Raw genomic sequence first — 19,603 nt, 5'->3', positions numbered from 1 at the left:
GCCGCCGCCACGTAGCAATTAGGGGGTGAGGGTGGTGCGGTAGGTCGCTTCGTCCATCGCGCCGACGACCGAGTGACGGCGGCTGTAGGTGAAGTAGACGAGCGCGCCGACGGCCATCCACACACCGAAGACGGCCCAGGTCCGCCCGCCGAGGTTGAGCATGAGGAACGCGCACGCGAGCGCGCCGAGGGCCGGGATGACCGGGCCGAAGGGCACCGTGAACGACCGCTCGAGGTCGGGACGCTTCACCCGCAGGTAGATGACGGCGAGGTTGACGAGGAAGAACGCGAAGAGCGTGCCGATGCTCGTGGCGTCGGCCAGCTCGCCCAGCGGGATCAGCGCCGCCGTGATCGCGACGAGCCCGCCGACGATGAGGGTGCCGGCCACAGGAGTGCCGGTGCGCCGGGAGACGACGCCGAAGATCTTCGGCACCATGCCGTCGCGCGCCATCGTCAGCAGGATTCGCGACTGCCCGTAGAGGACGGTGATGACGACGGAGAAGATCGCGAGCACCGCGGCGACGGCGAAGAGGAGGACGGCGAGGTTCGAACCCGTGAGCTGTTCGACGATCTGGACGAGCGGGGCCTGGGCTCCTGCGAACCACTGCCACTGCCGGGCCCCGATCGCGGCCACCGCCACGAGCACGTACATGGCGGTGACGATGAGCATCGAGAGGATGATCGCCCGCGGCAGGTCGCGGCGGGGGTTCTTCGCCTCTTCACCGGCCGTCGAGGCTGCGTCGAAGCCGATGTAGGAGAAGAACACGCTCGAGGCGGCCGCAGTGACACCGGCGGCGCCCATCGGCAGCATCGGCGCGAAGTTTCCGGCCTTGAACGCGGTGAATGCGACGATCGCGAAGAACACGAGGATCCCGAGCTTGACGAACACGAGGATCGTGTTGACGATGCCGGATTCCTTGGCCCCGCGCATGAGCAGCACCGTCGCCAGCGCCACGACGACGAGTGCCGAGACGTTGATGACCCCTCCGGGATTGTCCGCAACCCCCGGCCCGGTGGTCAGAGCGCCGGGCAGCTCGAGCCCGAACACCCGCAGGGTCTCATTGACATAGTCGGCGGCACCGACGGCGACAGCGGCGACCGAAACCGCATATTCGAGAACTAGGCACCAGCCGCAGATCCAGGCCACACCCTCCCCGAGGGTCGCGTACGAGTACGAATAGCTCGACCCCGACACCGGCACCATGCCCGCCATCTCGGCATAGCTGACCGCCGAGAGCAGCGCAGTGACGCCGGCGAGGACGAACGCCAGCCACACCGCGGGACCCGCGACGGGAACGGCCTCGCCGAGGATGACGAGGATTCCCGTGCCCAAGGTGGCCCCGACGCTGATCATCGTCAGCTGGAAGACGCCGAACGTCCGACGCAGCCGCCCCGAACCCTCGGTGTTGCCATCGACCCGTGCGCCGTCGTCGATCTGTGCAGAGCCATCGACCCGTACGTCGTCGATCCGTGCGTCGGTGACCATCGAGCCGATCGATTTGCGCCGTCCCAGTTGGCGCAGCACCCCCGCCGAGGTGGCTGTCGGGTGTGTGGAGGGCGTGTCAGAATCGGTCATATGAATATTCTTGCATAATGATGCATATCTTCTCGGCTGGGTTCCCCGCGATCACGGGGAACGATCGACCGCCGCGTCGCCGATCTCACACGAGCCACGTCGCCGGGCAGTCTCCGAGCCGCACCCATCCACGCCGCCCGGCAGGCGGCGGGGCCGCACCCAACCGCGCTGAAACACCCGCCGGACGGGTCCCGACTCACCCGCATCACACGTCGGGGGTGAACCGTCCGTCCTGGGCCATCCATCCGCCGTCGACGAGCTGCGAATGCCCGGTGATGTAGCTCGATGCGTCGGAGGCGAGGAAGAGGACGGGCCCGGCGATCTCGTGCAGACGACCCCAGCGGCCCAGGGCGGTTTTGTCGGCGTACGCGTTCCACCACGTCTCGTCGGCCTTGATCTGCTGCGTCAGCGGAGTGTCGAAGGGTCCGGGCAGGATCGCATTGACCCGCACGCCGTGCCCGCCGAGCTCGCTGGCGAGTGTCTTCGTCAGTTGCACGACCCCGGCTTTGGCCGCCGCGTACAGGCCCTGACCCGGTTCGATGGCCAGCGCCCTGAACGACGCGTAGGTGACGATGGAGCCGCGACCCCGAGCTGCCATCTCCCGGCCGAAGCCGCGCATCAGCCGGTAGGTGCCCTTGAGGTTGATGTCGATAACCCGGTCGAAATCGTCATCGGTCGTCGCGGTCAGCCGCTTGCGCACGTTCGCACCGGGGGTGACGACGAGGACCTGCGCATCGGCCCGGGCCGCGACGAGGGCGTCGACGGAGTCTGTGTCGGTGATGTCGACAGCGACGGCCTCGGCGGATCCGGCCCCGCGGTCGGCGATGAGCGCGGCGGTCGCTTCGGCCCCGGCGAGGTTGAGGTCGGCGGCGACGACGTGGGCTCCCGCGTCGGCGAGACCGATCGCGCTGGCCTGGCCGAGGCCCGAGCCCGCGCCGACGACGACCGCGGTGCGACCGGTCAGCTCGAACAGGCCCGGGATCGACGGATTGTTCTCGTTCGTAGGCATCGGCTCGGTGGTGGTCATCAGGGATCCTTCCGTGGGGTTTCGGCCGGGAGGGACGACATCGTCCCTCCTTCACGATCAAAGCTATGCCCGCCGAGGCGGCTCCACCGTTGTCGTTTCACCCTGTGGAACATCGGTGGGGGAGATTTCCACGTCCCACTGCGGGAGCTGCCGATTTCGGTGGGGCCTCCCATCTGCGCTGCCTCCCACCGGCGGGGCCGTGCAGTGGGGCGGGCCGTGCGGTCGGGTGACTCCGCCTCGGCGAGGGTCAGAACTTCTCGCTGTCGACGTAGCGGATCTCATCGGGGAGGTTCGCCAGGTAGTCGACGATGAAGTAGGCGATGGCCTCCATGGTCGGGATGTCGCGCTGTCGGGCGCGGGCCATCGTCCGCCGATGCTCGGCGAATTCGTAGAAGATCTGTCCCGGCTCGAGCTTGCGGGTGAGGTTCTCCGGGATCGCCTGGATGAGGGGTTTGTAGACCTCGTCGAGCCAGCGTCGGGCGGCCTCGGATTCGTCGAGTTCGTCGACCTCGGCGATCTCCGGGGCGGAGCGGAACGAGTCGAGGTCGTTGAGCATCGCCCGTGCCTGGTTCTCGTTCGCCCCGATCCCGGTCAGGCGCAGCAGACGCCGGGAATGGTGATTGGGTTCGACGACCTTCGGTTCGACGAGCAGGCTGATGCCGTCGAGGTCGGTCGTCACGGTCACCTCGCCGAGGTCGAAGCCGAGATCGTTGAGGCGGCGGATGCGTTCGTCGATGCGCCAGCGTTCGTTGACGCTGAACTCCTCGACCCGGGTCAGCTCCGTCCACAGCCCCTGATACGACTCGCACAGCCGCTGCCCGGCGGCCATCGGATCGGTCTCGGGATCGACGAGACCTGCGGCCTGCAGGTCGAGGAAGTCCCCGGCGATGTTCATCCGCGCGATCCGCAGGTCCATGTTCCGCTGCCCGTCGGAGAGCTGGTCGTGCAGTTCCCCGGTCTCCGCGTCGACGACGTACGCGGCGTAGGCGTCGGCGTCACGGCGGAAGAGGGTGTTCGACAGTGACACGTCGCCCCAGTAGAACCCGACGAGGTGGAGCCGGGCGAGCAGCACAGCCAGAGCATCGACGAGGCGGCCCCCGGTGTCCGAGGCGAGATCCCGGGAGAACAGCGCCCGGTAGGGAAGGGAGAATTCGAGGTAGGCGGTGATGAGTGCGCCGTTGAGCCTCTGCCCGTCTGCGGTGGTCCGGCCGCTGACGACGGCACGCGGTTCGACCAGCGGCACGTCGAGGTTGCCCAGTGCCCCGAGGATGTCGAACTCCCGCATCGCCTGCTTGTCCTCGGTCTCCTTGATCGCGAGGACTTCGTCGCCGATCTCGACATAGCGCACCACATGGCGGGAGATGCCGCGGGGGAGTCCGCCGAGGAGCTTCTCCGGCCACTGTGCCAGCGGCAGATGCCACGGCAGTTCGGCGAGGGCGGTGCGATCGGCGTGGCGGACCGTGTGGATCTCGGGCGCCGTGCCGGGCTCCGATGCTGAACCCGGCTCGGGCGTCGTGCCGGGCGCGCCCGCTGTGCCCGCGGACGAAGGCTGGGACGGGATGCCCGGCACGGGTTACTCGTCCGGGGTCGAGGCCGGGTCGGTGTGTGAGACCGAGTCCGGGTCGGTGGAGGACACGAGCGCCTCGGCGAGTTCGGGCTTCTCCACTCCGATGAGCCTGCCGCGGTCGAGGAAGGCGATCCGGTCGCCGAGGACCTTCGCATCGGCGAGGTCGGAGGTCGCATAGATGGTGGTCAGCTCGAACTCCTGCTGGAGCTCCTTGATCAGCGACAGGGTTTCGGCCTGCTGCTCGGGGACGAGGTTGACCACGGGCTCGTCCATGATGAGCACCTTGGGCCGGCGGACGACGGCACGTGCCAGCGCGACGGTCTGGCGCTGCAGCTGGGTGAGGTCGCCGGGAACGGAGTCGAGGATGTCGGTGAGCCCGATCGTCTCCATCACGGATTCGACGCGGTCGGTGATCTCCTCGACGGGCAGGCCGTCGACGCGCAGCGCGAAGCCGAGGTTGTCGCGCACGCTCATGTGCGGGTAGAGGGCGTAGCTCTCGAGCGCGAGGGTGACGTCGCGGTCGTTGACTGCGGTGTGGGTGATGTCGACGCCATCGATGAGGATGGTCCCGGTCTTCGGGGTCTCGAGCCCGTGGAGCATCCTCAGGATCGTCGATTTGCCGGACCCGGACGGGCCGTAGAGGACGAGGAATTCGCCTGTGTCGACGAAGAGGTTGAAAGGATGCACGGACTCGGACGTCGTGTTCTCGTAGACATGACTGAGGCCATTCAACGACACCGTTGACATAAGTCCTCCTCTAAGTAACTCGGTGAGCAGCTGGTCGTCGGTGACCTGGCGGGGATGCTCAGTCCCTCTCATCCTACGGGGTGGATCGGGCGGGTGCTCAGTCTATTCGACAAAGCGTAGAGTGATTCTCAGCACGATGGCTCTGCGCCGACGCACACAACAGCCGAAAGTAGACTGGCACGCATGAAGGTCACGCTCGACGAGGTCGCCGCCCGGGCCGGAGTGTCCCTGGCCACGGTCTCCCGCGTCCTCGGCCGGCGCGGTGCCGTTGCTGAGACGACGCGGGCCAAGGTCTTCGAGGCGATGAATGAGCTCGGCTATTCGCGTTCGACGCTGCTCCATGATGCGCCGAGGCGGCTGGTGGCCGTCAGTGCCCCCGGCAACCCCGAATACTGGCAGGTCCAGGTGTGCACCCGTGTGGCCCAGGCTCTGCAGGAGCACGATCTGCTCGTCACCCGCCCCCTGGTGGAGACCGATCCCGAACCGCTGCAGGTCGCGATCGACGCCGGGGCCGTGGCCCTGGTGACGCCGACGCTGACGAGCCTGCACACCGAGATCCCCTGTATCCGCGTCGACGAGCAGTCCGCCAGCGACGGTGAGGACCTCGGCGGCTCCGACCTCATCGCCGCTCGGCTCGACCTCGGCGGCGGAATGACCACCGCGTTCGAACATCTGCGTGCGATCGGTCACCGGCGGATCGGTCTGATCTGCAACGACAGCGGCGAACTCGCCGTCCAGCTGATCCGCCGCTTCCTCGCCGAACACCCCGCACGGAATCTCGGACTCGACCTCGAGGACTGGATCGCACGGGTGCCGAAGTCGTTCTCCGGCGGCTCGCGAGCGGTGCTTGAGCTCAAGGACGCGACCTGCACCGCGGTCATCGTGCAGTCGGCGCTGCAGCTGCACGGCGCCCTCTACGGACTGCGCAACCGGCACCTGCAGGTGCCTCGCGACATGTCGATCGTCGGCTTCGGCGACTCCCCGACGATGAAGTTCACCGGTCCGCCGGCCACGGTCCTCGGCCTCGACATCGAGGGCCTGTCGAACGCGCTGGTCGCGGCGACTCTCAACACTCTGCGGATCTCGACGACAGGGGTGCCGACGGTGCCGCCGGTGTTCCGGCCCCGCCTCATCGCCCGCACCTCGACGACGGCGGCCCGGCAGTGAGCGAACAGAACAGCGCCGGGCAGGCTCTCACGCCCGAGCACCGGCACGTCCGCCTCGCCGAGATCGCGGGCACGGCCGGGGTCTCGAAGGCCACGGCCTCCCGTGCCCTGCGCGATCCCGATTCGGTCTCGGCTGCCTCGAGGCAGAAGGTGCAGCAGGCCCTGGCCATCCTCGGCGCGGCCGGTCACGGTCCCGAGCAGCAGGCCCCCGGGCAGTCGCGCACCGGCGGCGCCGGAGGCGGGGAACCGCTCATCGCACTCATCAAACCGGCTGTGTCCGCGGGCAATGTCGACCCCTATTCGCGGCTGGCCGAGATCCTCACGAACCGGATGTACGGGCTGCGCGTCGCCGTCGTCCATATCGAGGCCGTCGCTGAACACAACGAGTCGCTCGCAGAGACGATCCTCGACGACGCACGCGGCGGCCCCCGGGTCTCCGGGGCCATCGTCGTCGGCGGCGGTGCCGCCGGAGTGCTCGCGGGGATGCTCGCCCAGCGCGGGCTGCCGCTCATCCGCATCTCGAACGCCCGTCACGACGACGGGATCTCGCGCATCTACCTCGACGCGACCGGAGGCATCGATACTGCTGTGGCCCACCTCGTCCACCTCGGACACCGTCGGATCGGACTCGCGGTGCTGCGCGATTCCGCGGCACCGGCCCGGATCGCCGGGTTCCGCCGGTCGATGGCCGGCATCCTCCACATTCCCGCCACCCGCGATCAGGCCCCCGTCGTCGAGGCCGCAGGAGGGGCGATGGCCGGAGTCGCCGCCGCTGACGAACTCATCGATCTGCGGTGCACTGCGGTCATCGCGTGCGCCCCGTCACTGTCCTTCGGCCTGCTCGAGGCCGCCCAGCGTCTGCGCCTCGACGTACCCCGCGACCTGTCCGTGCTCACGGTCGGCGACGTGCCCGATGCCGATGTCATCGAACCCCCGCTCTCGCAGGTCGTCTATGACTGGGCGACCGTCGCACAGTCCGCGATCGACGAGATCCGCGGAATGATCGCCGCCGGTGAGGACCGTGTCCATGTCGACTACACCGTCAACCCCGATCTCGTGCTGCGCGCCAGCGCGGTACCCCCGCAGCGCCGCTGAGCGGCGGTTCAGCCGCGCTCGGCGCCGAGGTGGTCCGCACGTTCGGCTGCGAGTCGGCCGAGGAGATCGGCCACGGCATCGGGCCCGGTGATCCGCCACCTCGCCTGAGTCGGAGCGGTGCCGACCTTGACGGTCAGGCCGGCTTCGAGAGTCGGGCCGGCTTCGTCAGGCAGACCGGTTCTGTCAGGCAGACCGGTTTTGTCAGTCTGGCCGGTTTTGTCAGTCGGGCCGGAATCGAGAGTCTGGTCGGCTGACAGATCGTGCAGGGCGGCGAAAGCATCCTCATCGGTGACGTCGTCGCCGAGATAAGCCATCGCCGTCGGCGCTCCCGCGCGGGCCAGGAGCCGCAGGCCGTCGCCCTTCGTCGCCTGCTTGACCGCGAGCTCGGTGATGTCGTGGCCCTCGATGACCCGGATGTCGGGGAACTCCTCGGCGACCTGCATGGCGTGCTCGTGCAGGGCAGCGGCGACCTCGGGGTCGAAGCCGCGGGTGTGCACGGTCCGCGAATAGGGTTTGAGCTCGACGAGCAGGTCCGTCAGCATCTCCGATGCGGTCGGCGGAAGAGCGTCTTCGAAGGCCTCGATGTGTGCATCGATGGCCGTGAGCCTCTCCTGCTCGGCCGCGGTGAGCTCGGGGGAGTGCGAGGCCCCGGTGCCGTGTGCGAGGTCCGCGCCGTCGCGTCCGACAGGGGCGATTCCGGCACGGTCACTCTCGATGCCCGAGCCGAGCGCCGCCTCGGCGCCGTGGGAGCCGATCATCCACACCGACTCCGGTGTCTCGGTCAGCCGTGACAGGGTCGCGATGTCACGGCCGGAGACCAACGCCACCCGGGTGTGCGGCAGCCTGGCCAGGGCAGCGATCGCCGCGGCCGATCCCGCGGTCATCTGCGAGGTCTCGGGATCGTCCTGCAGGGGTGCGAGCACCCCATCGAAATCAAGAGCAACCAGCAGGGAATCGGCGGTGGCGAGCTCACGCAGGTCCACCTCGGCGGGGGTCGACAGGGCAGGGACGAGCACGGTCGGCTTCGATGTCACTCGGCGCCTCCTAGCGGGCGGTGGAGATGTCGTCTGTCCACTCGGCATCATCGGGTCGGTCGGCGCGATCGGAGGGGGCGGCCGGCACATCCGGTGGCGGTGCGGTCCGGTTCTTCTGCACCACGGGCCCATCGGGGACGATGACCTCGGGATTGTGCTTGATGTGCTCGAGCTCGGCGAGGAAGTTCTGCGACCACCGGCTCACGGTGTCCGTGGCGACCCGCTTGCGCATCTGCTTCATCCGACGGGAGCGGGTCTTCTCGTCCATCTGCACGGCCTCGAGGATGCCCGCCTTGAGGTCGGCGATGTCATGGGGATTGACCATCACCGCGCCCTTGAGCTGTTCGGCCGCCCCGGTGAACTCGGAGAGCACGAGGGATCCGTCGTCTCGCCTGCGGCAGGCCACATACTCCTTGGCCACGAGGTTCATTCCGTCGCGCAGAGCGGTGACCAACATGACGTCGGCGGCGAGGAAGAACGCCGTCATCTCATCGCGCGGGTAGGAGTGGTGGAGGTAGCGCACGGGGATCGAGCCCACGTCGACCTGTTCGCCGTTGATCCGACCGACGGCGAGTTCGACGTCGTGGCGGATGATCTTGTACTGCTCGAGCCGCTCGCGCGAAGGCGTGGCGATCTGGATGAGCACGACGTCCTCGACATCGAGGCGGCCCTCGGCGAGCAGCTCCCCGAACGCCTTGAGCCGGTGTCGGATGCCCTTCGTGTAGTCCATGCGATCGACGCCGAGCATGACCACCCGCGGATTGCCGACCTCCTCGCGGATCTGCTTCGCCCGCTCGAGGATCTTCGGATCGCGAGCGAGCTCCTCGAGGTAGGGGGTGTCGATCGAGATCGGGAACGACTCGGCGCGGACGAGGTGGGCGGGGAGGAAGTCACCCGGCGGGACCGAGACCGTCGACCCCTTCGTCGAATATCCCAGTCGCCCGCGCACGGCGCGACGGAAGTTCGCCGCGTCCGCCGGCCGTTGGAACCCGATGAGGTCGGCGCCGAGGAGGCCGCGGAGGATCTCATCGCGCCAGGGCAGCTGGGCGAAGAGCTCATAGGGAGGGAACGGGATGTGGTTGAAGAAGCCGATCGCGAGGTCGGGGCGCAGCCGCCGCACCATCTGCGGAACCAACTGGAGCTGATAATCATGGACCCACACGGTCGCGCACTGCGCGGCCACCTCGGCGACCTTGGCCGCGAAGCGCTCATTCACCCGCACATACGCGTCCCACCATGTGCGGTGGTACTCGGGCGGAACGATGACATCGTGGTAGAGCGGCCACAGTGTGGCGTTGGAGAACCCTTCGTAATACCTGAGGACATCCTCACTCGTCAGGGTCACCGGGGTCAGGTGCATGCCGTCGATCGTGAAGGGTTCGAACTCCTCATCGGGCACCCCCGTCCACCCGATCCACGCGCCCTCCTGGGACTTCATCACCGGAGCCACCGCTGTGACCAAACCCCCAGGTGAGGTGCGCCATTGCGCGTTCTGATCATCGGGGTCGCGGTCGACGGGAAGACGGTTGGCCACGACGACGAAATCGCTTCCGCCGGTGGGGATCTCGGTGCTCGGCTCGGCAGAGTCGACGGTGCTCATCTGCGCCTCCTCCTGTGTCGGTCCTTGGAATGAACTGTACCCGCTCGACTAGGCTTGGCCAGGTGATGGTTCAGGAACTGGGGGGCTACCGCCTCATCGAGGAGCTCGGCTCGGGCGGCATGGGTGTCGTCTACCTCGGTGTCGACGGCGGAAACAACCCGGTCGCCGTCAAGGTCCTCCACCCCCACATCGCCAATGACGAGACTGCGCGCAAGCGTCTGGCCAGGGAGACACGGACCCTGCGGCGCATCCGCCACCCCCGCATCGCCGAGGTGCTCGATGCCGAACTCGACTCCGCGCAGCCGTTCATCATCACCGAATTCGTCGACGGGCAGACGCTGTCCGATGACGTCCGCGACAACGGCCCCTTCGCCGAGGACGAACTCGTCCACTTCGGGCATGCGCTGCTGGACTCCCTCAACGCCGTCCATGACGCCGGTGTCATCCACCGCGACCTCAAACCCGCGAACGTGATGATCATGGACGGAGAGCCCATGGTCATCGACTTCGGCATCGCCCAGGTCGCCGACGAGGTGCGGGTGACCGCGACCGGACTCGTCATGGGCACGCCCGGCTACCTGTCGCCGGAGATCGCCGATGGGAAGGCCTCGAGCGAGAAGACCGACTGGTGGGGGTGGGCCGCGACGATGGCCTTCGCCGCGACCGGTCGCAATCCCTACGGTTCCGGACCGCTCGAGGCGGTGCTCGGACGAGTCGCCATGGGCAAGTTCGATCTCGATGGGGCGCCGAAGAACTTCGTGCCCCTCATCGCCGCCTGCCTTGACTCGAAGCCCGAACGTCGCCCCTCAGGGCAGATGATCCTTGACGCCCTCGTCGACATCGAGTCCGGACGGATGCCGCAGCTCGGCTCCGGGCCCAGCGGAGGATCCGGTGCCGGGCCCGGTGGCGGCATCAATCGTTCCCCGAGCGGAACCGCGGTCATGCCTGCCGTGGATGACGGCGGAGCCGGCGGCGGTGGCCTCGGGGCCGGCGCTCTCGGCGCTGCCGGTGGTGCGCTGGCCGGGGGAGTGGCCGGCGGCGCTGCCGGCTACGGTGCGGCCGGGCCCGGGGGAGCCGGATCCGGAGCGGCCGACGGGCGCGGCGGAGTGCGCGGGGACTACGCAGGATCGGGGTATCCGGGCTCGGGGTATTCGGGAACAGGCTACCCGGGAGCCGCTGACGGCCGTCCCGGTGTCGGCGGGCCCGGTGTCGGCGGGCCGGGCCATGCCGGACAGCCGCAGTACCCGGGCTCCAGTCGTCCGACGAATCATGGAGGTTCCGGCCACCTCGGCGGCTCGGGGTACGGACCCGGGCAGATGCCCGATCCGACGCGGCAGGGCACGGCGCCGCCGGTCGGCAATCCGAACGGCAGCATCCAGGCCGCTCCGGGATCTCGGATGGCCGGCGCCGACCTCGGCCGGGCAGGATTCGTCCAGTCCGGCAACGGGCAGGGGTCATGGTCCGGTCAGAGCGGTCCCGATGCCGGAGGCCATGGCGCGGGCAATCAGGGTGCCGGTGGTCAGATCATGCAGCCCGGAGGTCCGGGCGGGCAGATCGGCCAGCCCGGCGGACCGGACGGTCAGCCCATGCAGCCGGGTGGGCCAGGCGGATATCCGTGGGCTCCGATGACCTACCGGCGGGTGCGCAGCGGCGGATGGGTCGTCTTCGGTCTCATCGTCCTCGCCGTGGCCGTCATGCCGCTGAGTCCGCTGGTCATCTGTGTCGTGGCGCTGCTCTGGTCGGTGCTCGCACGCACGGGCACGCGTCTGGACCGGAAGGTCCAGCGGTACCGGTTCGAACGCGGAATGGAATCGGGCGGATTCGGGCGGGCGCTCGCCTCGGCGCCGGGGGCGGTGCTGGCATCGGTCCTGACATCGATCGCCTCGTTCATCCTGCCGGCGATCGCGGCCGTCGCCATGCTCGTGCTCACGCGACTCGACATCGCGGGCATCGTGCCCAGCGGCGATTCCGAACAGTGGTCGGTGTGGGCCGCTGGGGCCGCGGGGTCGCTGGTGCTGTGGGTCGGTCCGGGAGCGTCGAGCCTGCGCTACGGCTCCAGGGCGGTCGTCTCGGGCGCAACGCGGAACCACCTGGGGCGGCTCATCGCGCTGGCGGTGACGGCACTGCTCGTAGTGCTCGCGGTCATGGTCATCCAGTCGGGAGCGGCCATGTCCTGGTGGCCGCTGCCGATCAATCCCTTCGACTACCTGCCGGGGCCGGTGTAAGCGATTGGACACCTTGCCAGGGAAGCCTGCCGGGCGTGCCCGAGACGTGGGGACTCTCGGGCGGGTTCGGTCTGGGCGGCGGGGGACTCTCGGTCGGGTTCGGTCTGGGCAGCGCAGCCGGTGACGGGCTCTAGTTGAACCTTGAATATTTCTGGGAGCCGGTGCGGAGACAGTTTCGGTACAGTGGTGCCGTCGGGTCGCCACAGCCGCCCCGCACGCTTCGGGCCGCAGGCCGCACCGATGTCAGACGATCCAACGTGAGGAACAATGGCGAAGAACAGCTCCGGAGACGACAAGCGCAAAAAGGCGCGTGAGAACGCCCGCCAGATCGCAGCGAATCAGGCGAAGAAGGAGAAGACCGCCAAGACGATTCTGTACGTCGGCATCGGTGTCGTCATCGTCGCAGTCCTGGCCGTGGTCGGTGTGCTCATCTTCCAGCAGAACAAGCCGGCGGTGAATCCCGAGAACTACGTCTCCGAGGGCATCACGGTTTCCAAGGACAACGCTCTCGTCCAGCCGTTGAAGATGCCGGAAGGTGAGAAGACCGACCTTCCCGCCGCGACCGACGCCGGCGCGAAGAAGGACGCTGCCACGGTCACGGTCTACCTCGACTTCCAGTGCCCGGGCTGCAAGGCCTTCGAAGACTCGAACTCCGGCATGCTGAAGAAGCTCGCCAATGAGGGAACGATCGTCATCAACTACAAGCCCGTGTCGTTCCTCGACCGCATGTCCAGCGGCAACGAGTACTCGACCCGTTCGGCCAACCTCGCCGCCTGCGTCGTCGACAGCCAGCCGGACAAGGCCATCGACCTCTTCGATGCGCTCTACGCCCAGCAGCCCGAAGAGGGCTCCGAGGGGCGCTCCGACGACGAGCTGCTCAAGGTGGCCAAGGATGCCGGAATCGACACTTCGGCGAAGCTCAAGGCCGATCCCGAGCAGACCGTGGAGTCCTGCGTCACCGACCAGACGTTCAAGAAGTTCGTCGAGCAGTCGAGCCAGAGCGCCCTGGACGACAAGGTCGAGGCCACCCCGTGGGTGCTCATCAACGGCAAGCACACCGAGAACACCAGTGACCCGCAGGCGCTCGCCACCGAGATCCTCAAGGCCACCGGAGAAGTCAAGGGCTGATCGCCGAGGCGCTTCAGCTGAGCGCATCGCTTGCGAAGACCGGTTCCCGCCGAGGTGGGGGCCGGCCTTCGTCATCCCCGCCGAGGTGGGGCTGGCCTTCGTCGTCCCCGCCGAGGTGGGCGTCAGCTTCCGTCGTCCCCGCAGTTTTGTGGCGGGCACGGGCCATGGACTACTATCGTGTAGGCGCAGACGCTCGGTCTGCACCACGCCTCCTTAGCTCAGTTGGTAGAGCACCGCTCTTGTAAAGCGAAGGTCGTCAGTTCGAGTCTGACAGGGGGCTCCATCTGGGAAGGCCCCGCGATCCGCTAGAACTAGCGGAACGCGGGGCCTCTTCTATGCCCCGTTGTAGCAGCGTGCCCACACTTTGCCCACACTTCATATCGCCTCGGTCCTCGCTCGGTCCAGACTCGACGCCACGGTATCGATGTCGTCGTGCCGCTGGACGCATTTGCGAGGGGGCGGTTTCGCAACTGTAGGTCGGATGTGCACACGTACTGCATAAAATCAGTACGTACACACTTCCGATGTACAGTCACGCAACGGAACGGGGCGGAACGGGGCGGGGTGCGAGAAGTTCGAGCGCACCACGTGCTGAGTTCGGCGCAGGCGCCAGCGAGCCGTCCGTGAGGCAGCGCCGACGCCGCTGCCCGCCGACGCCGCTGCCCGCCGACGCCCCTAGCCGCCGCCGTCGCGTCTGAACACGAGCATGAGCGAACGCATGCTTAAGACGAAGCCGCCGAAGAGCAGCACGAAGCCGAAGAATGAGTACAGGTTGATGTCCTTCGTCAGCAGCGGTCCCTCATCGCTGGTGATGAGCATGATCGCACCGACAACGGCGGCCCCGGCGAGGACGGCGACGATGAGCTGCTGGAACAGACTGGTGAGGAAGCTGCGGTCGGAGGGATTCTCGAGCACACGCATGTTCATCGAGAACCGGCCCTGCTCGAGGTCTTCGGTGATCTTGTTGATGCGCCGGGGCATCCGATCGATCATCGGCATCAGCTGCAGCGCCCGACGCTGCAGCTCATCGGTGATCTTCGTGCCCTTGAGCTTCGACCGCACGAGTCTGTTGCCCTCTCGCCTGGACACGGCGACGACGTCGAAGCTCGGATCGATCGTCAGCAGCGCACCCTCGACAGAGGCCATCGCCCGGAAGGCGGCGCTGATCGGTGCCGGCACGGAGAACCGATGCGCGAGCACGAGATTGAACAGGTCGTCGAAGAGCTTCTGCCCCTGTGACGCGCGGGTGCCGCCGCCGTAGCGCAGCAGGAGTTCGCCGACGGCACGTTCGACCTCGCGGTCATCGAGACCGTCGGGCCGACCGAGCAGTTCGATGAGGGCGTCGGTGGCCCCGGCACTGTCGTTCTGATCGATCGAATAGAGCATGAGCCCCAGCGACGTCTGCGTGCCCGGATCGAGGCGACCGACCGCACCGAAGTCGAGCAGACCCAGCTTTCCGTCGGGCGTGATGAAGATATTGCCGGCGTGCAGATCGGCGTGGAAGATCCCGTCGCCGATGATCTGTTCGAGTGTGGCACCCAGCAGCGTGGTCGCCAAGCGTGAGCGTTCGGCATCACTGAGCTCGGTCAGCAGCGCCCCCGCCCGCGACACCGGCTTGCCGGGCAGTCGATCCATGACCAGCAGCCGTTCGCCGCTGAGCTCGGGATAGCCGTGGGGTACGGTGACGTCGAACTTCCCCGAACGCCGCAGAGAAGACTCGATGCTGGCCATGTTGTCGAGTTCGATCCGGTAGTCGAGCTCCTCCTCGAGCGTGGTGGCGAATCCGGCGGCCAGCGACCGTACGCCCAGGTCCCTGCCCCATGACGTGGTCTTGTTCAGCCACGACGCCAGCCGCAGGATGATGTCGAGGTCCTGGGTCACCTGGTTGAGGGCCTTCGGCCGCTGCACCTTGACGATGACCTCCGTGCCGTCGAGCAGCGTCGCCTCATGCACCTGCGCCACCGAGGCGGCCGCCAGCGGGGTGGAGCCGATCCGTGCGAAGACGTCGCCGATGGGTCGCCCGAGACGTTCGGAGATGGCGGGTTCGATGACCGACCAGGGTTCGGGCGTGACCTCGGTCTGGAGGGTCTCGAGTTCACGGACGAAGACGGGAGGGAGGACGTCTCGGCGGGTCGAGAGCATCTGTCCGAGCTTGACGAAGGTCACCCCCGCCTCGGCGAGGGATTCCTTGAGGGCCCGCGCGGTTTTGACCTCGCGGCCGGGCGAGTCTCCGCCGAATCCGCGCAGCTGGGAACCGAGGCCGTGCCGGACCGCGATGGACACGACCTGGGCGTAGCGGCGGGCGCGGCGCCGGCGGGACTTCCACCCGAAGAACAGCGACTGCGGGCTCGGCAGGGATCCGGTGGGAAAGGCCGCTTCGAGCATGACGAGGGCACCGACGCCGAGGGCGAAGATCCACCCGAGGGCGAGCACCGTGAACAGCACCGCCACTCCGGGCGAGACGTCGAGGCCGGTGGAATTCTGCCCGGTGCCGGCCCGGTAGAGGTACTGCACGGTCACGGCCACGACGGCGCTCATCACGAGGCCGACGGCGAGCGTGCGCGGCCAGCCGGTGGGAACACCGACGACGCGGCGGACCACGGTGGCGGCGAACCACGACTGGAGGAAGAGGAAGACGAGCGCGGCCAGGCTGACCAGCACGTATCCGCCGACGTCCAGGGCTTCCATCGATGACTCTCCTGATCCTGATCGGGCCGGCAGCTTCGGACGCTCGGCCGAACCTCGTCGAAACGGTCACCACCAGCCTAGTCCGTCGGTGCGGACCTGCGAGCGGGCGTGGTGCAGGGGTTCGGGTCCATGGCAGACGACAGCCTCCGGAGCCGGGAGCGGCGACAGCGCTGGAGTCAGGTACGGCACCGGAGCCGGATCCGTCGCCGGTCAGACCCGACGCTCAGACCCGACGGTCAGACCCGACGGTCAGACCCGACGGTCAGACCCGACGGTCAGACCCGACGGTCAGACCCGCCGACGCTCGGGCCCGACGCTCAGACCCGACGTTCAGACCCGCCGACGCTCGGGCCCGACGCTCAGACCCGCCGGTCAGACCCGGCGTCGCCGACCGGGCAGTCCGATCTGTCGTGCCCAGACGAGCACCCAGACCGCGCCGAGGAGGGCGAAGAGTCCCGGAAAGAGCACACCGAATCTCAGCGTGGTCAGGGTGATGATGAGGGAGAGCAGGCTCGGTCCGCCGAGTTTGCCGCCGTTGTTGAAGATCGCCCAGATGCCGAGGAAGCGGGGGCGACCGACTGCGGGGGACAGGTCCGCCCCGATCGTCATGTTCACTCCCGCGCCGAGGCCGTTGCCGAAGGCCATGACGGCCGCGGCGATGACCATTCCCGACAGATCGGGAAGGACGACCATGATGATGAATCCGGCCCCGAAGATGCTCAGGCACCCCACGAGGGTGGCGATCCGTCCGAGGTGGTCCTTGATGTAGGCGCCGAGGAACATGACGATGAGTTCGAGGCCCGCCCCGAAGGCGATGATGAGCGAGATCGAGGACTCGTGCAGGCCGATCTCCACGCCCCACAGCTGAATGACCACCGGCTGTGCGGCGCGTGCGGCCGAGAGCGTGATGATGGTGATGCCGACGAGCACGACGGACTTCCACCGCACATCCAAGGGCGGGCGGCGCTCCCGCTTCTTCCTGCGCTCGCCCCGGGCCGCCTCGGCGGAGGAATGCTCACCGAGGGGGCCCTCACCCGCGGAGTGCCGGCCGGGGTCGGTCGGACCGGTCGACGGCTGGCCGAGGGCCGCCTCGGTGTCGGTGCCTGTGCCGGAATCCTCCGCCGAGGCGGGACTCGGGTGATCGTCGAAGCCGGGGATCCGGGCGATCGGCAGCGCCATGATGACGATCGCGGCGACGGCGGTGATGCCGGAGAAGACGAACACCGACCAGATCGGCATGAACAGCATGAGTCCGGCGCCGACCATCGGGCCGACGAGGTTGCCCACCCGCTGGGTGCCGCCGAGCGCGGTCATCGCCTTGGCCAGGTCGGCCGCGGGCATGACCTCGGCGACGACGGCCTGCCGGGCGAGACTCCACACGTCGGAGACCGGGGCGAAGAGCATGAGCGCGATCGTGTAGATCAGCAGCGAATACGGGGAGTCCCACACGAAGGCCGCGACGACGGCGGTGAGGACGACGACGGCGGCGAGCGTGGCCACGAGCATCGCCCGGAAATCGCCGAGGCGGTCGATCAGTATTCCCGCCGGGACCGTGGCCGCCAGCGACACGGCCCCCATGATGCCGACGATCGCGGCGGCGAACGATGCGGTCGAACCCAAGGTGAGCGCGCCGAGGACGAGGATCGGCATGATCGCACCCAGCCCGACGGCAAAGAGCAGAGACGGCGCGAGGACCGGCCACAGGATGGGTTTGAGCACCGGTTCAGTCTAGTTCGTCACCGCGCCGAGCCTGACCGGCCCCAGCGGGGCTGACTCATCCCACCGGGGCTGACTTACCGCGGAGGCACTGACTCACCCCAGCGGAGCAGCCGCCGGCAGCCGCACCTCGAAGCAGGCCCCCACGCGTGTGTTCGTCACGCCGACGGTGCCGGCATGGGCCTCGACGATCCCGCGCACGATCGCCAGCCCGAGCCCCGCACCGCTGGTGAGCACGTCGTGGTCCCCGGAAGTGTCGTCGGGGGTCCGCGATGGGGTCCCGCGCCACCCGGTCGTGAAGATCTCGGTGAGTGCCTCGGCGGGGATGCCCCCGCCGGTGTCGGAGACCGTGAGCACGGCGTGACCGTCGCTGTGACGGCTCGTCTCGAGGACCACCTCGGCGCGGTCGGGGGAGTGCTGCAGGGCATTCATCAGCAGATTCTCGACGACGCGGGTCAGCTCCTTGGGATCGCCCGTGACGGTGAGGTCCGTGAGCCCGCGCGCCTCGACGGTGATCTGCTTCGACGCGGCCACGGGACGCAGGTCGGCCACGGCATCGGAGACGAGATCGTAGAGACCGACCTCGACGGATTCGAGTTCGAGGCTGCCCGACTGGATCCGCGACAGGGCGAAGAGGTCATCGACCATGCGGGAGAGCCGGTCGACCTGGACCCGCATGTTCGCGTAGTAGCGCTGGGGATCGTCGACCATGCCGTCCTCGAGGGCCTCGGCCATCGCCTTGAGGCCGGCCATCGGCGTGCGCAGATCGTGGGCGATCCACGCGATGAGCTCGCGTCGCGAGCGATCGAGCGCGGCCGCCTCGTCGCGGGCATCGGCCAACCGGTTGCTCATGGCCACGAGCTCGGCTCGCAGCCGCGCGGTCTCCGAGGCATCCTTCGCGTCGGGGGTCGCGCTGAGTCGGCGGCCCTGACCCACCTCGGTGGTCAGCGCCCGCAGGTCCCGGTGCTCCCTGGCGACGACGCGGCCGAGGACCAGCGTGACGACGGCCGTCGAGACGAGTGAGGCGGCGGCCACGGTGAGGAAGACGAAGAGGTCGTGTTCGGACAGGTACATCGCCGAGGCGATCGCGACCATTCCCGCGAGCACGGAGCACAGCGTCGTGGCCACGATGATGGCCAGGCGCATGGTCAGGGTGCGGCGCCGAGCCAGCCACAGGGCGAGGAGCCCGAGCGCACCGACGATGCCGGAGCAGCCGAACGCGACGACGAAGATCGTCGCCGAGTCGGGCAGAGGCAGCAGCATCAGCGCACTCCCTCGGCAGCGGATTCGGCGTCGGCACCATCGACGTCGAAGCGGTACCCGGCGCCCCAGACCGTGGTGAGGAAGGTGGCGTGTGAGGGATCGTCCTCGATCTTCTCTCGCAGGCGGCGGACCGTGACGGTGATCGTCGACAGGTCACCGACCTCCCAGCCCCACACCGACCGCAGCAGCGTCTCCCGGTCGAAGACCTGATTCGGATGCTTGAGGAAGAAGGCGAGGAGGTCGAACTCCCGGGCGGAGAGCTCGAGCGGATCGCCTCCTCGGCTGACCTTCCTCGCCGAGGCGTCGAGACGGAAGGGCCCGAGCGCGAACGGTGCCTCAGGGGTGGATTCGTCGACGGTGCGCTTGAGGATCGAACGGACCCGGAGGACGAGTTCGCGCGGGGAGAAGGGCTTCGTGAGGTAGTCATCGGCCCCGGACTCGAGCCCGTCGATGCGATCCTCCGTGGCCGAGAGCGCCGTGAGCATGAGCACCGGAACGTCGGTGAACGTGCGCAGACGGCGGCACACCTCGGTGCCGTCGATGCCCGGCAGCTTTCGGTCAAGGACGACGAGGTCGGGCCGGACCGCGGTCACCGAATCGATGGCCTGGAAGCCGTCGGTGACCTCGTCGACGAGGAATCCCGCGCTGCGCAGGTAGTTGCGGGCCACCTCGGCGACGGTGGGATCATCCTCGACGAGGAGGATCCGCCGATCGCGCAGGGCGGAGTCGGGCGGGGGTTGCGTCATGGTTCCAGTGTAGGAAGCGCGGCGGT

The 19,603-nt window shown here is 68.2% G+C and carries 15 protein-coding genes and 1 tRNA gene; 5 read left to right on the top strand and 11 right to left on the bottom strand.

The window, feature by feature from the left end; all coding sequences use genetic code 11:
• Positions 1 to 18: 18 nt before the first annotated feature.
• The 4 genes from J9314_RS15715 to J9314_RS15700 all read right to left on the bottom strand — a co-directional run bounded on the left by J9314_RS15715 (position 19) and on the right by J9314_RS15700 (position 4,916).
• Entirely contained in the window at positions 19 to 1,575 is a 1,557-nt protein-coding gene (locus J9314_RS15715) for an amino acid permease (protein WP_246490434.1), read from the bottom strand.
• A 205-nt stretch (positions 1,576 to 1,780) separates the two neighbouring features.
• Positions 1,781 to 2,602, bottom strand: coding sequence for an SDR family NAD(P)-dependent oxidoreductase (locus tag J9314_RS15710; protein ID WP_246490433.1), 822 nt, complete (start codon positions 2,600 to 2,602; stop codon positions 1,781 to 1,783).
• Positions 2,603 to 2,849: 247 nt separating this feature from the next.
• Positions 2,850 to 4,172, bottom strand: coding sequence for a DUF4032 domain-containing protein (locus J9314_RS15705; RefSeq protein ID WP_343207026.1), 1,323 nt, complete (start codon positions 4,170 to 4,172; stop codon positions 2,850 to 2,852).
• A gap of 3 nt (positions 4,173 to 4,175) precedes the next feature.
• Positions 4,176 to 4,916 carry an ABC transporter ATP-binding protein gene (locus J9314_RS15700; RefSeq protein ID WP_246490432.1) on the bottom strand — a complete coding sequence of 247 codons (741 nt, stop codon included), beginning with the start codon at positions 4,914 to 4,916 and terminating at the stop codon, positions 4,176 to 4,178.
• Between the two features lie 183 nt (positions 4,917 to 5,099).
• Here J9314_RS15700 and J9314_RS15695 point away from each other — a divergent pair, with 183 nt between their 5' ends.
• Both J9314_RS15695 and J9314_RS15690 read left to right on the top strand, forming a co-directional pair.
• Entirely contained in the window at positions 5,100 to 6,083 is a 984-nt protein-coding gene (locus J9314_RS15695; RefSeq protein WP_210603257.1) for a LacI family DNA-binding transcriptional regulator, read from the top strand.
• Positions 6,080 to 7,177 carry a LacI family DNA-binding transcriptional regulator gene (locus J9314_RS15690; protein ID WP_210603256.1) on the top strand — a complete coding sequence of 366 codons (1,098 nt, stop codon included), beginning with the start codon at positions 6,080 to 6,082 and terminating at the stop codon, positions 7,175 to 7,177. Before J9314_RS15695 ends, J9314_RS15690 begins: the two co-directional genes overlap by 4 nt.
• Before the next feature lie 8 nt (positions 7,178 to 7,185).
• On the opposite strand, the gene J9314_RS15685 is transcribed toward J9314_RS15690, so the two are convergent.
• Positions 7,186 to 8,211 (bottom strand): trehalose-phosphatase, encoded by a 1,026-nt coding sequence (locus tag J9314_RS15685; RefSeq protein ID WP_210603255.1) that lies wholly within the window; start codon positions 8,209 to 8,211, stop codon positions 7,186 to 7,188.
• A 10-nt stretch (positions 8,212 to 8,221) separates the two neighbouring features.
• Positions 8,222 to 9,811: an alpha,alpha-trehalose-phosphate synthase (UDP-forming) gene (locus tag J9314_RS15680; RefSeq protein WP_210603254.1), complete on the bottom strand. Its 1,590-nt coding sequence runs from the start codon at positions 9,809 to 9,811 to the stop codon at positions 8,222 to 8,224.
• A gap of 65 nt (positions 9,812 to 9,876) precedes the next feature.
• On the opposite strand from J9314_RS15680, the gene J9314_RS15675 reads away from it, so the two are divergent.
• Both J9314_RS15675 and J9314_RS15670 read left to right on the top strand, forming a co-directional pair.
• Positions 9,877 to 12,036: a serine/threonine-protein kinase gene (locus J9314_RS15675; RefSeq protein WP_210603253.1), complete on the top strand. Its 2,160-nt coding sequence runs from the start codon at positions 9,877 to 9,879 to the stop codon at positions 12,034 to 12,036.
• Between the two features lie 267 nt (positions 12,037 to 12,303).
• Positions 12,304 to 13,164 carry a DsbA family protein gene (locus tag J9314_RS15670; RefSeq protein WP_210603252.1) on the top strand — a complete coding sequence of 287 codons (861 nt, stop codon included), beginning with the start codon at positions 12,304 to 12,306 and terminating at the stop codon, positions 13,162 to 13,164.
• Between the two features lie 13 nt (positions 13,165 to 13,177).
• Here the strand turns inward: J9314_RS15670 and J9314_RS15665 are convergent, their stop codons facing one another.
• Positions 13,178 to 13,330, bottom strand: coding sequence for a hypothetical protein (locus J9314_RS15665; protein WP_210603251.1), 153 nt, complete (start codon positions 13,328 to 13,330; stop codon positions 13,178 to 13,180).
• A 41-nt stretch (positions 13,331 to 13,371) separates the two neighbouring features.
• On the opposite strand from J9314_RS15665, the gene J9314_RS15660 reads away from it, so the two are divergent.
• Positions 13,372 to 13,447: transfer RNA gene (locus J9314_RS15660), tRNA-Thr, on the top strand.
• A gap of 392 nt (positions 13,448 to 13,839) precedes the next feature.
• Here J9314_RS15660 and J9314_RS15655 read toward each other — a convergent pair.
• The 4 genes from J9314_RS15655 to J9314_RS15640 all read right to left on the bottom strand — a co-directional run bounded on the left by J9314_RS15655 (position 13,840) and on the right by J9314_RS15640 (position 19,577).
• A complete protein-coding gene (locus J9314_RS15655; protein WP_246490431.1) occupies positions 13,840 to 15,852 on the bottom strand; it encodes an ABC1 kinase family protein in 2,013 nt (670 codons plus the stop codon).
• 372 nt (positions 15,853 to 16,224) lie between these two features.
• Positions 16,225 to 17,571 carry an MFS transporter gene (locus J9314_RS15650; RefSeq protein ID WP_246490430.1) on the bottom strand — a complete coding sequence of 449 codons (1,347 nt, stop codon included), beginning with the start codon at positions 17,569 to 17,571 and terminating at the stop codon, positions 16,225 to 16,227.
• A gap of 93 nt (positions 17,572 to 17,664) precedes the next feature.
• Positions 17,665 to 18,831 (bottom strand): sensor histidine kinase, encoded by a 1,167-nt coding sequence (locus tag J9314_RS15645; protein ID WP_210603250.1) that lies wholly within the window; start codon positions 18,829 to 18,831, stop codon positions 17,665 to 17,667.
• Positions 18,831 to 19,577: a response regulator transcription factor gene (locus J9314_RS15640; RefSeq protein WP_210603249.1), complete on the bottom strand. Its 747-nt coding sequence runs from the start codon at positions 19,575 to 19,577 to the stop codon at positions 18,831 to 18,833. Before J9314_RS15640 ends, J9314_RS15645 begins: the two co-directional genes overlap by 1 nt.
• Positions 19,578 to 19,603 lie beyond the last annotated feature (26 nt).

This window comes from Brevibacterium oceani, assembly GCF_017948325.1.
Taxonomy (GTDB): Bacteria; Actinomycetota; Actinomycetes; order Actinomycetales; family Brevibacteriaceae; genus Brevibacterium; species Brevibacterium oceani.
The sequence above is the reverse complement of the archived record's forward strand: the minus strand, read 5'-3'. Positions and strand labels throughout refer to the sequence as shown.

Excerpts from the sequence above, each read along its gene's own strand:
- J9314_RS15715 (WP_246490434.1), bottom strand. The coding sequence starts at position 1,575 with ATGACCGATTCTGACACGCCCTCCACACACCCGACAGCCACCTCGGCG.
- J9314_RS15710 (WP_246490433.1), bottom strand. The coding sequence starts at position 2,602 with ATGACCACCACCGAGCCGATGCCTACGAACGAGAACAATCCGTCGATC.
- J9314_RS15700 (WP_246490432.1), bottom strand. The coding sequence starts at position 4,916 with ATGTCAACGGTGTCGTTGAATGGCCTCAGTCATGTCTACGAGAACACG.
- J9314_RS15695 (WP_210603257.1), top strand. The coding sequence starts at position 5,100 with ATGAAGGTCACGCTCGACGAGGTCGCCGCCCGGGCCGGAGTGTCCCTG.
- J9314_RS15680 (WP_210603254.1), bottom strand. The coding sequence starts at position 9,811 with ATGAGCACCGTCGACTCTGCCGAGCCGAGCACCGAGATCCCCACCGGC.
- J9314_RS15675 (WP_210603253.1), top strand. The coding sequence starts at position 9,877 with ATGGTTCAGGAACTGGGGGGCTACCGCCTCATCGAGGAGCTCGGCTCG.
- J9314_RS15670 (WP_210603252.1), top strand. The coding sequence starts at position 12,304 with ATGGCGAAGAACAGCTCCGGAGACGACAAGCGCAAAAAGGCGCGTGAG.
- J9314_RS15665 (WP_210603251.1), bottom strand. The coding sequence starts at position 13,330 with ATGGCCCGTGCCCGCCACAAAACTGCGGGGACGACGGAAGCTGACGCC.
- J9314_RS15655 (WP_246490431.1), bottom strand. The coding sequence starts at position 15,852 with ATGGAAGCCCTGGACGTCGGCGGATACGTGCTGGTCAGCCTGGCCGCG.
- J9314_RS15645 (WP_210603250.1), bottom strand. The coding sequence starts at position 18,831 with ATGCTGCTGCCTCTGCCCGACTCGGCGACGATCTTCGTCGTCGCGTTC.
- J9314_RS15640 (WP_210603249.1), bottom strand. The coding sequence starts at position 19,577 with ATGACGCAACCCCCGCCCGACTCCGCCCTGCGCGATCGGCGGATCCTC.